Source organism: Streptomyces sp. A2-16 (assembly GCF_018128905.1).
Classification (GTDB): domain Bacteria; phylum Actinomycetota; class Actinomycetes; order Streptomycetales; family Streptomycetaceae; genus Streptomyces.
Genome location: NZ_CP063808.1, coordinates 5,435,986 through 5,448,805, shown reverse-complemented (window position 1 = coordinate 5,448,805; position 12,820 = coordinate 5,435,986). Strand labels below are relative to the sequence as shown.

Sequence of the window (12,820 nt, the reverse complement as noted above, 5' to 3'; positions counted from 1 at the left end):
TCACACTCGTGCCTTCACGGCGCGATGCCCACGCCGTCGACGCGGCTCCACGCCTTCTCCTGGGCGGCGGTCATCGCGGGCCAGGACAGGCCGCCCGGCCGGGGTGCGACCCGCGAGGCGTAGGGGGCGGGGCGGAATCCCGGGTCGTAGAAGCAGCCCGTGCCGTGGACGCGGTCGTGGGCGGCGCAGGAGGCGGCGATCTGCCTCGGGGTCGGCTTCTCACCCGTGCGCACCCAGGTGTCGAGCGCGGCCAGGGAGGTGGCGTACTCGGAGGTGCTGAGCCCGCTGTGCTCGCTCTCCCTGGTGAAGGTCTGCACGAGCCGACCGTCGCGGCCGGCCCCGCGCAGGGTGGCCCGGTAGGCCCACTCGTGCTCCACGAACGCCGTCGGGTCGTCGATCGCGTGCAGGGTGAGCACGGGGAGCGACACCTTGCCGGTCAGATCGCTGTCGTACGACAGGTCACGCCGTGCGGTCGGATCGGGGGAGAACCGTTCGACCCCCGCGTTCAGGGCCTCGTCGTCGTGCGAACCCGTGTACCGCACGCCCTCGTTGCCGAACGGGTTGCGGCCACCGAGGCGCTCGCTGACGAGGTCGCGGAACGTGAACGTGGCGAACCGCAGGTGCGACTCCAGGGTGCGCTCCGGGACGCGGGTGACGGCCAGGATGTCGTCGAGGTTGCGCTGCTGGAGCGGTGTGCGGTCCTCCGGCGCCGACGCGAGGCCCGTGCACTCCTGGAGGCGGGCGCGCAGACCGGCGGCGGTCATCGTGGAGTCGGCACGCAGGCCCTGCCAGAGCGGGTACTGCGGTTCGGTGGGACGCGGATGGTTGCGGCAGTAGTACTGGTAGACCGCGCGCAGGTCGACACGGTAGTCGTAGCCGCGCGAGCCGCCGCCGAGGACACCGTTGGTCAGCAGCACCCCGTCGTACGCGCCGCGCTTCGTGCCGTAGACCTCGGCGACCTTGGCCGCGACGTTCCCGCCCCACGACTGGCCGTGCACATAGGTGCGCTTCGGCCGGCCGAACGACGAGACGAACAGGCGGCGCACGCTCTCGGTGTCGGCGGCGGCCATCCGGGTTCCGTAGCCGCCCCGGCGATAGGACGAACCGGCCCACGCGTACCCTTCGTCGACCATCACCGCCCATCGCGCCAGGTCGTCGGCGCTGCGCGCGGGGTCGGAGGCGGCGCCGAGGTCGGGTCCGCCGTGGGCGTGCACGACGAGTGAGCCGTTCCAGCGCCGGGGCACGGCGATGGTGTAGGCCGCGCCGTTGCCGTCCCGGCCCGAGTAGCAGGTGGCCTTCTCGGCGAGAACGGGCGGACAGTCGCCGGGAGTCGGTCCGGCCGCGTGGGCGGGGGAGACGGCGGCGGCCAGGCTCGCGGCCACGGCCGCCGGGAGAAGGAGACGGACCAGACGTCTGTTCAAGGCGTGGCTCCTCGGCCTCGGTGGGCGCATCGTTGCGCCGTGGCCCGAGATGCTAGGGAGCGACGCGGGGCGCAGCCACCGCCTTGATCATTGTGTTCATAGAGTTCACATCGGCAGGCGGCCGTACAGGAACAGATGCGGTTCGGTGGCGCCTTCGGGGTGGTCCGGGGTGAACTCCACGACCTGCTCGTGCTCCACCGTCAGGCCCGTGGCGCGCACCACGTCCGCGACGGCCTCGGCGGCGAAACTCGTGGCCCGGACCGGCCGGCCCATGAACTCGATCGCCAGGTCCTCCACATCGGCGGGCACGGTGGCCAGCACCAGACTCCCGCCCGGCCGCAGGGCCCGGGCCAGCCGCTCCAGCACCTCGCACTGCTCGGCGCGGGACATCTGGAGCAGCGAGAAGTACACGCAGACCGCGTCGAACGAGCCCTCCTCCAGCGGTAGTTCACGGATGTCGGCGTGCCGGAACGTGGCCTGCGGCACCTGCCGGGTCGCGAGGTCGACCATGACGGGGGAGACGTCGACCCCCAGAACCTCGTGGCCCGCCGTCGCCAGTGTCGACGCGGTGGGGCGGCCCGTGCCACTGCCGACGTCCAGGACACGGCTCCCGGGTGCGAGCCCGGCGAGCAGCCACTCCAGCGACGCCAGATGCGCCTCGGAACGGGCGAACGCCTTCTCGTACGTCAGTCCCAGCGCGTCGAAGACCGCCGCTGCCTGCTGCCCTTTTTCGCCCACGACCTGCTCCCCCTTCGCGGTGTCCGGGCATCGTAGCCCGGCAGCGGTACGACTTGCCCGCGCATGCCGACGCACGGCAGGGTTCGACCGTGGCCACCTTGCTGATCGTGCATCACACGCCCTCGCCCAACTGCCAGGCGATGTTCGAAGCCGTGGTCTCCGGGGCCACGGCGCCGGAGATCGAGGACGTCAGTGTCGTACGGCGCGCGGCCCTGTCCGCCACCGCTTCGGACGTGCTGGAGGCGGACGGCTACCTGCTCGGCACCCCGGCCAACCTCGGCTACATGTCCGGTGCCCTCAAGCACTTCTTCGACCAGGTCTACTACCCCTGTCTCGACGAGACGCGCGGCCGTCCCTTCGGGTTCTACGTCCACGGCGGCAACGACGTCACCGGCGCCCTGCGCGGCATCGAGTCGATCACGACAGGACTCGGCTGGCGTCGGGTCGCCGAACCGGTGACCGTCACCGGCGAACCGGCCAAGGCCGACATCGAGGCGTGCTGGGAACTGGGGGCGACGGTCGCGGCCGGCCTGATGTCCTAGGTGTCCCGTGGAGCGTCGTCCGCGGTGCCGCCGGGTGTGATCAGCCCGCTCTCGTAGGCGAGGACGACCGCCTGGACGCGGTCGCGCAGGTCCAGCTTCGACAGGATCCGACCGATGTGCGTCTTCACCGTCGTCGGACTGAGGAACAGCCGCTCCGCGAGTTCGGCGTTGCTGAGCCCCGTCGCCAGCAGCCGCAGCACCTCCAGCTCCCGTGGCGTCAGCCCGGACAGGTCGCGGTGCGGGTCGGCCGGGGGCACGGCCTCCTCGCGACGGGCGAAGCGCTCGATCAGGCGGCGGGTGATCGTGGGTGCCAACAGGGCGTCCCCGGACCGCACCAGCCGTACGGCGGCCACCAGGTGCTCGGGCGTGACGTCCTTGAGGAGGAAGCCGCTGGCCCCCGCGGTGAGCGCGGCGTAGACGTAGTGGTCGAGGTCGTACGTGGTCAGGATGATCACGCGGATCTCGCCCGCGGTGTCCTCGGCGAGGATCCGCCGTGTGGCCTCGATGCCGTCCATGCCGGGCATCCGGATGTCCATGAGGACGACATCGGGACGGGTGCGCCGGACCGCGGCGACCGCCTCGGCCCCGTCCGCCGCCTCCGCGGTCACCTCGATGCCGTCCGCGCTGAGGATCATCCCGAATCCGGTGCGCACGAGGGCCTGGTCGTCGGCGATGACGGCCCGCAGCCTGTCGCCGTTGGAGCCGTTGGAGCCGTTGGAGCCGTTGGAGCCGTTGGGGCCGTTGGGGCCGTTGGGGCCGTTGGGGCCGTTGGGGCCGTTGGAGCCGTTGGGGCCGTTCACGCTGTCCGCCACGGCACCTCCGCCCTGATGCGGAAGCCGCCGGCGAGGGTCGGGCCTGCCGTCAGCTCGCCGCCGTAGACCGCGAGGCGCTCGCGCAGGCCGATCAGCCCGCGGCCGTTCCCGTCCGCGGGCACCCCGTCGCGGACCGCTCCGCTGTCCCTGACCTCGATCTCCAGCCGGTCACCGGACCAGCCGACGGTGACGACGGCCTCGGCGCCGGGTGCGTGCTTGAGGGTGTTGGTGAGCGCCTCCTGGACCACGCGGTAGGCCGTGAGGTCCACGCCGGGCGGCAGCGGCTCCGCGGGCAGCGAGACCGCGACCCCGACCGGCGTCCCGGCCGCGCGCACCCGGTCGATCAGGGCGTCCAACTGCCCCAGACCCGGCTGGGGTTCGAGCCCGTCGGCGGGGGAGTCCGGACGGCCCGTGTCGGACGCTGCCAACAGGCCCATCACGTGCCGGAGTTCGGCCATCGCGGCCCGGCCCCCGGCCTCGACCGCGAGCAGCGCCTCCTTGGACCGCTCCGGCGCCACGTCCATGACCTTGCGCGCGGCGCCCGCCTGGATGACCATCACGCTCACATTGTGGGTCACGACGTCGTGCAACTCGGCGGCGATCCGGGCCCGTTCCTCCTCCACGGCCCGGCGTGTGGCCTCCTCGTGCGCCCGTTCCAGCGCGGCGAACCGGTCCCGGCCGGCCGCGAGGCGCCGCCGCCCGAACCGGACCACGCCGGCCAGCACCCCGGCCACCAGCAGCACCACCCCGGGACTCGACCAGCCGGGCAGCACCGGCTGCGTCGACCGGAAGGCCACCCCGGCGAGGACGGCCGCGACCACGAGCCCGGTCATCGCCCCGGCCCGGTACCTGCTGTGTATGACGGCGCTGTACGTGCCGATCACGCAGGTCAGGACATTGATCCAGGAGGCGTCGTCGCCGATGCCGAGAGCCGCGCCGACCACCACGGCGAACACGGTCAGCGGAAACCGCCGCCGCGCGGCCAGCGGCAGCGCCGACAGCACCACCAGCACCCAGGGCTGCGAGGCCGGCTCCTCCACACCGGGGGCGGGCGGCCGGGGCGGGGCGGGCGGCACCGGCGGCATCGGCACCCCGTACCCGCCCCTCGACACCTGCACCGGCCCGTCGCCGGGATAGCGCGACGCGACCACCAGCGCGACCACCGTCAGCAGCACGGCCAGCAGCACGTCGAACCACATCGACCGCCGTGACAGCGCCGCGCCCTTCGCCTCCGGCCGCAGCGCGAAACGCACCTGTCGTAGCCATCGGCGCAGGTCTTCCGTCCCCATGAGCACATTGTGCGGGCCCGCGCCCGGCCGCGCGTCCGCCTGCGCGACCAACACACCGTCCTGCGGGCGTACTTCGCAGGGATGACCCCCGGCCGCGTCCTCCCCGCGGAGGGCCGTATGTCGGTGCCCCGGCCGACGCGCCCGCCGGCCGCGCGCCCGTACCTTCGCCAGGCCGGCAAGGACACGATGCGACGACCGACAGGACGGGCACCTCCCATGACCGCAGTGATCGAACTGAAGGGCGTGGCCAAGCGCTACGACGACGCCGGCGCACCCGCGCTCGGACCGCTCGACCTCTCCGTGGCCCAGGGTGAGGCCCTCGCCGTGACCGGTCCTTCCGGCAGCGGCAAATCCACGCTGCTGAACCTGGTCGCGGGCCTCGACAAGCCGACCGAGGGCACCGTGACCGTCGCCGGGCAGCGGGTCGACCGGCTCGGCGAGCACGCCCTGGCCAGGTTCCGCCGGGAACGGATCGGCATGGTCTTCCAGTTCTTCAACCTCCTGGACGACCTGACCGTGCTCGACAACATCCAGCTCCCCGCCCAACTCACCGGGGGCACGCGGCGCAGGACCGAGGCGCGGGCCCAGGAGCTCATGGAGGTGCTGGGCATCCAGAAGCACGCCCGCGCCTACCCCGGCCGCCTCTCGGGCGGGGAGCGCCAACGCGTCGCCGTCGCCCGGGCACTGGTGAACCGGCCCGCCCTGCTCCTCGCCGACGAACCGACCGGTGCCCTCGACAGCGCCTCGGGCCAGGACGTCCGGGAGCTCCTCGTCGACCTGCACCGCGGCGGACAGACCATCGTGCTCGTCACCCACGACCCGGCCCTCGCCGAGGCCTGCGCGAGCCGCACGGTCCACCTCGTCGACGGCCATGTCGCCCTCGACTCCCGCGCGGAGGCCGTGCGATGACCGGACCGCTCGTGCGCGTCGTGCGCTCCGGGGTGGGCCGGCGCCGGGTGCAGACCGTCGTCATCGCCATCGCCACGATGATGGCCGTGGCGGCGGCCGTGGTCGCCGGTTCCCTCATGGTCGTCTCGAACGCGCCCTTCGACCACGCCTTCGCCGAGCAGAACGGCGCCCACATCACCGCCGAGTTCGACCCGGCCGCGGTCACCGCCGCACAGCTCGCCGCCACCGGGACCTCCGACGGCGTCACGGCGAGCGCGGGGCCGTATCCCACCACGATCATCCGGGCCACCGACTCCTCCGGCCGCAGGCCCCCGGCCATGACCCTGGTCGGACGGACCGGCCCGCGGGCCGCCGTGGACGACCTGGACCTCACCGCAGGGCGGTGGGCGAGGAAACCGGGCGAGATCGTGCTGAGCTCCGGGTACCAGGGGCCCGGTTTCCCGCTGGGGGACACCCTGACGGTCTCCGGCACGACCCTCACGATCGTCGGCTTCGCCACGTCGGCCGGCAGGAGCGCGGACGCATGGGCGACTCCCGCACAGGTCAGGGCCCTCGCGGCGAAGGACACCCCGGTCACCAGTCAGATGCTGTACCGCTTCGACGCGGCGGGCTCGAAGGGCGAGATCGCCGCCGACCGCAGGGAACTCGCCGCCGCCGTGCCCTCCGGTGCACTCCTCGGCACCCGGTCGTACCTCGACACCAAACGCGCCGCCGACCAGGGAGCGGCCCCGACCATCCCGTTCCTCGTCGCCTTCGGGGTCCTCGGCATCGTCATGTCCGTGATCATCGTCGGCAGCGTCATCAGCGGCGCGGTCGGCACCGGCCTGCGCAGGATCGGCATCCTCAAGGCCATCGGCTTCACCCCGCGCGAAGTCGTGCGCGCCTACGTGGCCCAGGCGCTCATCCCGGCAGGCGTGGGCATCGCGCTCGGAGTGGTCCTCGGCAACCTGCTGGCCGTACCCCTCCTGGACGACACCCAGCAGGCGTACGGCACCGCCACCCTGTCCGTCGCCTGGTGGGTGGACGTCGTGGTCCCGGCCGGCGCGCTGCTGGTCGTCGCGATCGCGGCCTTCGTTCCCGCGCTGCGGGCCGGGCGGCTGCGCACGGTCGAGGCCATCGCCGTCGGCCGGGCCCCGCGCACCGGACGCGGTTGGGGGCACCTCCTCTGGGGGAGGGCGCACCGCGCGGTCGGCCGGCTGCCGCTGCCCCGAGCGGTGACCTACGGCCTCGCCGGCCCCTTCGCCCATCCGGTCCGCACACTCGCGATGCTGCTCGCCGTGGCGTTCGGCACGATCGCGGCGACCTTCGCCGTCGGGCTCACCTCCTCACTGGACGCGGTCAACGCGGTGCAGGACCCGGAGAACCGTTCCGCGGTCACCGTCTTCACCGGCGGTCCGAGCATCGCGGGCGGCGAGCACATCCCGGCACCGGGCACCAAGGAGCCCGAACCCGCCGACCCGGCGAAGGCGAGCGCCGCCATCAAGGCGCAGGAGGGCACCGCCTCGTACTACGGCGTGGGCCAGCAGGACGCCACCGTCTCGGGCGTCTCCGGAACCGTCCGCACGACCCTCTACCAGGGCGACTCCACCCGGGGCGCCCACGCCATGATCTCCGGGCACTGGCTCACCGGCGCGGGCCAGGTCGTCGTACCCGGCCAGTTCCTGGAGACCACCGGCACCGAGGTCGGCGACACCGTCCGCGTGACCGTCGGGAAGGAGACGGCCACCCTGCGGATCGTCGGCCAGGGCTTCGACACCTCGGACGACGTGCTGGAGATCCAGGCCGACCTCGCCGACTTCCCCGCGACCAGGCCCCAGGAGTTCCTCGTCGACGTGAAACCGGGCGTCTCCGCCGTGACGTACGCCGAGAAGCTCGCCGCGGCGGTCGAGCCCCTCGGCGCCGACGCCCGGGCCAACTCCCCTTCCGAGCGGGACAACTTCATCCTCGTCCTGAACACGATGGCGGCCCTCCTGACCTTGATGCTCGTCTCCGTCGCGGGCCTCGGTGTCCTCAACTCCGTCGTCCTGGACACCCGGGAGCGCGTCCACGACCTCGGCGTGTGCAAGGCGCTCGGCATGTCGCCGCGGCAGACCGTGAGCCTCGTGCTCGCCTCGGTGGCAGGTATCGGCGTGCTCGGCGGCCTGGTCGGCGTCCCCGCCGGATATGCGCTGCACGGCTTCGTGCTTCCGGTGATGGGACACGCGGCCGGCACCGAGCTGCCGAAATCCGTCCTCGACGTGTACGACACCCCGCAACTGCTCCTCCTGGGCCTGGCCGGTCTCGCCATCGCCCTGCTGGGCGCGCTGCTCCCGGCGGGCTGGGCGGCCGGGGCCCGCACGGCGACGGCACTGCGCACGGAGTAGCCGTCACCCCTCCCGGCGCAGGCCGAGAACCAGGTCGCGGGGCAGACCGTGGGTGTCGTGGAGGTAGTCGTAGTCCTCCTCGCTCAGCGGCCCCCGGTACCGCGGCCCGGACAGCAGCCGGCGACCGCGCTCCAGCAGCCGGTCGAACCGGCCCTCCTCCTCCAGCAGCACGTTCCGGACGAGATCCGTCCCGCAGGACTGCCGGAAGTGGTCCAGCGTGTGCTGGAGGAGCTCGACCGGCAGGTCGCGCAGCGTGCGGGAGGGGTCGTCGCGCCGCAGGGTGGTCAGCAGTCGGCGTACGACGCGGCGCAGGACGTAACCGCGGCCGGTGTTGGAGGGCCGTACCCCGTCGCCGATCATGACGACACCGGAGCGCAGATGGTCGCGGACCAGACGCAGCGACGGTTCGTCGAGCTCCCACAGGGACGGCAGCCGGCGCGTCCAGGGCTCGAACAGGTCGGTGTCGTACACCGAGTCGCGGCCCTGGAGGAAGGTGACGAGGCGCTCCAGCCCCATGCCGGTGTCGATGCCGGGACGTTCCAGGGGCTGGAGCGAGCCGTCCTCGAGCCGGCGGTAGCGCATGACGACGTGGTTCCAGATCTCCATCCAACGCGGGTCGGTGGTGGGGGTGCCCCGGGGCGGGGTGTCGCCGGTCCACACGAAGATCTCCGAGTCGGGGCCGCACGGTCCGACCGGGCCGTTGGACCACCAGTTGTCGTCCCGGGTGAGCTCCACGGGGACCTCCAGTTCCTCCCAGGTGCGCAGGGACTCGAGGTCGGGGCCCACCTGCTCGTCACCGCCGAAGACCGTGACGTGGAGTTGCTCGCGGGGGATGCCGAAACCGTCCCGGAGCAGCTCGTACCCCCAGCGCAGGCTCTGCGAGTGGCCGTAGTCGCCGAGCGACCACGAGCCGAGCATCTCGAAGACCGTCAGGTGGGTGGAGTCACCGATCTCGTCGAGGTCGGTCGTGCGCAGACACCGCTGCACATTGACGAGGCGGCGGCCCCGCGGATGCGGGCGGCCCTCCAGGTAGGGGGTCAGCGGATGCATGCCCGAGGTGGTGAACAGCACCGGATCCCCGGGCGGCGGCAGCAGGGAGCTGCCCGTGATCAGGTGGTGTCCGCGCTCGCGGTAGAAGTCGGTGAAGACGCGTACGGTGCGTTCCGTGTCCATGACGGGGTCCTTCGGTCTCGAGGGACCGGAAACGACCACGGGGAACGGACGGCGACCAGAGGTCCCGCACCGGCGGTCCGTTTCCGGCCGCCGGGGGAAGAGGGGGAGGTCAGGCGTCGGCAGCCGGTGAGCTGGTCGCTCGCGCGGCTGCGGTGCGGGGACGGCTGACGATCTCCATGCGATCAACGGTACGCACAGGCTCCCTGCCCGTCACTCCGTTTTCCCGGACAGGGCGCCGCCGTAGCCCCTGCACCACTGTTCCTGGCGCAGCAGCGTCCGGCGGCTCCCGTGCATCGCGCGTGCCTCGGCCAGCGCGATGCGCAGCGCCGGGCGCAGCTCCGCGGGGAGACTGCCGAGTTCGGGCCAGCGCACGACGTGCTGGGCGACATCGCGAAGCTTGGTGTTGGTGCGCTGGGACACGTTCTTGAGGACCTCCCACCCCTGCTCGGGACGGAGACCGCTCAGCGCGAGGACGACACCGATCGCCTGATCCACGACGGCGTGCGAGACAAGGGCCTGCCGGAGCTGTGCGACCTCCTCCTCGAGTTCCTCGATCTTCTCAACCCGCTCTTCGCGTTGTGTCATGCACAGCCCTAACGCCCTCTCCCCCGTGTGACACGGCGACTCCCACGGTCTCCGCCCGTCCAGCCTGGACGCCGCTCACCGCCCGCGGCGAGCCACTGGACGCACACCTTGTGACCTGGCAGGACAGAAAACGCACGATGGCCCCGCTGCATCGCGGCAATCGCGGGTATGTGCGAATACGGAGCCGAGACTGGGAGGATTCTGCAGCGATGGAGACGCTGACGTTCGACAGCGACGACCTGGACCGTACCGAGGAGTTCTTCAGTCAGGCGTACGCGAGGATGCGGATCGGCAACGGCACCCCGGACAGCAGCCGTGCGCGGATCCACCGCAGCGCCATCGACTCGGTCAGTGTCGACGAACTCGAACTCGACTTCGACATGAGCTACGCCGTCACCCCGCTCGGCCGGATCTGCCTGTGCATGGTCCACGAGGGCACCATCGAGGACCACGTCTACCAGGGGGTCTCGGACTCCTTCGGCCCTGGCGACGTGGTGTCCTTCGCCCCGCCGGAGCTGTCCTACGCAGGCCGGGTCCACGCGGCCCGCTACAACATCACCATGCTGGACCCCAGCCTCCTCGACCAGGTCGCGGCGACCGCCGGCACCAGGCGCCCGGAACCGGTCCGGCTGACCGGGCATCGGCCCATCAGCGCCGCCGCGGGCGACCGGCTGCGGACGACCATCCGCTACCTGCAGGACCACGTCCTCGCGGACGCGGCCGTCGCCGACCATCCGCTGGTCGCCTCCACCGCGGCCCAGCACCTGGCCGCGGCCGTCCTGGCCACCTTCCCCAACACGGCGTCCACCGACCCCACGGGTCCGGACCGCCAGGACGCCCATCCCACCGCCCTGCGCCGCGCCCTCGCCTTCATCGACGACCACGCCGACCGGCCCCTGACCGTCGCCCAGATCGCGGAGGCGGCCCACATCAGCGTCCGCGCCCTCCAGTACGCCTTCCGTCGGCACCTGGACAGCACCCCGCTCGCGTACGTGCGTCGGGTCCGTCTGGCCCACGCCCACGACGAACTGGCGGCGGCGGACCCCGAGGACGGAAGCACGGTCACGGACATCGCCGCCCGCTGGGGCTTCTACCACCCCGGCCGCTTCGCCACCCTGTACCGGGACTCCTACGAGCGCGCGCCCAGCCGTACCCTGCACGAGGGCTGACGTCGGCTCTGCGGCTGGTGACAAAGCGTCCGCGAGGCCCTGCGTTCTTGTGAGCAACCGCCGAGAGGCGCGGCTTCGCAGCCCTACGGTCCCAGCATGAACACGAGTCGCAGCACAGGAAGAACTCCGAGGACGCTCCGCGCCGCCGCGCTCGCGGTGCTGCTGACCACCGGGGGGTTCACCGCGCCGGCGTCCGCGCAGAGCACGAGAACCGAGACATCCGTCGGGTCGAGCGGGGGTGTGACCGAGACCGTCGTACAGGTGAAGGCACCCCTGCCCGCGTCCTTCGGCGCCCGGCCCGCGGCGTGCGACTGGCTGTCCTACCTGCGCTACCGGTCCTCGTCCGGCCCCGCTTCATCGGCCGACGCCGACCGGGTGCTGATGGCCCAGCCGGGCATCCTGGAGGGCGCCGGAGCCTTCGACAGCGTCGCCCGCAACACCGTGGCCCGGGCCGCCCAGCAGGGCAGGCACATCGAGTTCTGGGCTCTGGACCGACGCTCCAACTGCCTGGAGGACCGCACCGGGATCGCCTCCGGCGACCAGCACACCGCGGTCGACTACTACTACCGCGGCAAGCAGGTCCAGGGGCGCGCCTTCGCCGGGTTCGTCGGCAACGACAAGCTGGGGTGGATGGCGAAGCTCGGCATCGAACAGACCGTGCGCGACGAGTACGACCTGCTCGCAGCCGAGCTGCCCGACCAGAGCGTCCGCAAGAACAAGGTGCTGTGCGGCGGCCACTCGCTCGGCGGTGTCATCACCGGCTACTTCGCCGCGGCCGACTTCGACGGCGACCCCGCCACCACCGCCGACGCCGGACACAATCAGTGCGCCGGCTGGTTCGCCCTCGACACCACCGTCTCCACCTCGCTCGCCGACCTGAGCGGCAGCATCCCGGACGACACCAACCTGCCGGACGTGGGCCTCGGTTACGGGGTCGTCCAGGCCGGACTCGACAGCGGACTGCTCCCGCGCTCGCTGTCCGCGCCCGTCCTGCTCAACCCCGAGACCATGACCCTGCTCGCCATCGCGGGCGTGGGCGCCCTGCAGGATCCTGGCGGCGAGGCCGACCTGCCGGCCTATCTGCCCGCCACCACCAACATCGAGGCCACCAACCGCTTCCTGTTCTCCAAGGACACCGCCACCTTCCTCACCGGCTCACCCGCGGTGAAGGACTTCCGGCTCAGCAACGAGGCGGTGCTCGGCGCGCTGATGGACGACCAGTCCGTGCCGCTGGCCTTCCTCCAGACCAGCGTCGGGTTCTTCGACGGCGGCCCCGTCACCGACAAGAACTTCCCCGTCACCAACGGGAGTTCGTCCCAGCCGGGCCTCTTCGGCACCGAGTACAAGGCCGTCCCGGCCACGCCCCACGGCCCGCTGTACACCTGGCGGAACTATGACCGCGTGGGCGATCCGGACGATCCCGGGTACCGGTCGTCGGACGGGACGCCCTTCACCGCGGCGGGCAAGGAGGTCACCGACATCCAGGAGCTGGCGCGCAGCATGGCCGCCCAGCCGCTGGACTTCACCGAGCAGTACTTCCCGACCAAACTCGTCACCGACCTCGAACTGGCCACCTCGCCCCAGGTGAAGCGGCTCGTGGTGCACCCGGACGGCCTCACCGCCAACCCGACGCTCACGGTCCTCGCCGGCGACGGACTGCTCGCCGGCCGGGTCCCCGCCGACCTGCACCCCGTGGTCGCGGACGGCTATCAGCACCTCGACGTCCTGACCGCCGCGCCGGTGCAGAACAACGGCCGGCCCGAGCCGGTGTCGACCGCGCTCACGGACTTCGCCCGCACCCCTCGATAGCACCGACGGC

The 12,820-nt window shown here is 72.3% G+C and carries 11 protein-coding genes; 5 read left to right on the top strand and 6 right to left on the bottom strand.

Annotation, left to right across the window (positions count from 1 at the left end):
* Positions 1 to 14: 14 nt before the first annotated feature.
* Positions 15 to 1,370 carry a hypothetical protein gene (locus tag IOD14_RS24375; protein WP_212673383.1) on the bottom strand — a complete coding sequence of 452 codons (1,356 nt, stop codon included), beginning with the start codon at positions 1,368 to 1,370 and terminating at the stop codon, positions 15 to 17.
* Positions 1,371 to 1,526: 156 nt separating this feature from the next.
* Positions 1,527 to 2,159, bottom strand: a complete 633-nt coding sequence (locus tag IOD14_RS24370) for a class I SAM-dependent methyltransferase (RefSeq protein ID WP_212671521.1) — start codon at positions 2,157 to 2,159, stop codon at positions 1,527 to 1,529.
* Positions 2,160 to 2,248: 89 nt separating this feature from the next.
* Here IOD14_RS24370 and IOD14_RS24365 point away from each other — a divergent pair, with 89 nt between their 5' ends.
* On the top strand, positions 2,249 to 2,701 hold the full coding sequence (locus IOD14_RS24365; protein ID WP_212671520.1) for an NAD(P)H-dependent oxidoreductase: 453 nt from the start codon (positions 2,249 to 2,251) through the stop codon (positions 2,699 to 2,701).
* Here IOD14_RS24365 and IOD14_RS24360 read toward each other — a convergent pair.
* Entirely contained in the window at positions 2,698 to 3,387 is a 690-nt protein-coding gene (locus tag IOD14_RS24360) for a response regulator transcription factor (protein ID WP_212673382.1), read from the bottom strand. The two genes, IOD14_RS24365 and IOD14_RS24360, sit on opposite strands and share 4 nt — an antisense overlap.
* Positions 3,388 to 3,497: 110 nt before the next feature.
* Positions 3,498 to 4,802 carry a histidine kinase gene (locus IOD14_RS24355; RefSeq protein WP_212671519.1) on the bottom strand — a complete coding sequence of 435 codons (1,305 nt, stop codon included), beginning with the start codon at positions 4,800 to 4,802 and terminating at the stop codon, positions 3,498 to 3,500.
* Between the two features lie 216 nt (positions 4,803 to 5,018).
* Here IOD14_RS24355 and IOD14_RS24350 point away from each other — a divergent pair, with 216 nt between their 5' ends.
* Positions 5,019 to 5,711, top strand: a complete 693-nt coding sequence (locus tag IOD14_RS24350; protein ID WP_123986937.1) for an ABC transporter ATP-binding protein — start codon at positions 5,019 to 5,021, stop codon at positions 5,709 to 5,711.
* Positions 5,708 to 8,074, top strand: coding sequence for an FtsX-like permease family protein (locus tag IOD14_RS24345; protein ID WP_212671518.1), 2,367 nt, complete (start codon positions 5,708 to 5,710; stop codon positions 8,072 to 8,074). Before IOD14_RS24350 ends, IOD14_RS24345 begins: the two co-directional genes overlap by 4 nt.
* A gap of 3 nt (positions 8,075 to 8,077) precedes the next feature.
* Here IOD14_RS24345 and IOD14_RS24340 read toward each other — a convergent pair whose 3' ends face one another.
* Positions 8,078 to 9,247: an alanine--tRNA ligase-related protein gene (locus IOD14_RS24340; RefSeq protein ID WP_212671517.1), complete on the bottom strand. Its 1,170-nt coding sequence runs from the start codon at positions 9,245 to 9,247 to the stop codon at positions 8,078 to 8,080.
* 210 nt (positions 9,248 to 9,457) lie between these two features.
* The gene (locus tag IOD14_RS24335) at positions 9,458 to 9,832 is read right to left on the bottom strand and encodes an ANTAR domain-containing protein (protein WP_123986934.1); all 375 of its coding nucleotides are present in this window, start codon (positions 9,830 to 9,832) and stop codon (positions 9,458 to 9,460) included.
* Positions 9,833 to 10,041: 209 nt separating this feature from the next.
* Between IOD14_RS24335 and IOD14_RS24330 the strand changes: the two genes are divergently transcribed.
* Positions 10,042 to 11,001: a helix-turn-helix transcriptional regulator gene (locus IOD14_RS24330; RefSeq protein WP_212671516.1), complete on the top strand. Its 960-nt coding sequence runs from the start codon at positions 10,042 to 10,044 to the stop codon at positions 10,999 to 11,001.
* Positions 11,002 to 11,097: 96 nt separating this feature from the next.
* The gene (locus tag IOD14_RS24325; RefSeq protein ID WP_249126051.1) at positions 11,098 to 12,810 is read left to right on the top strand and encodes a hypothetical protein; all 1,713 of its coding nucleotides are present in this window, start codon (positions 11,098 to 11,100) and stop codon (positions 12,808 to 12,810) included.
* The last annotated feature ends 10 nt before the right edge of the window (positions 12,811 to 12,820 follow it).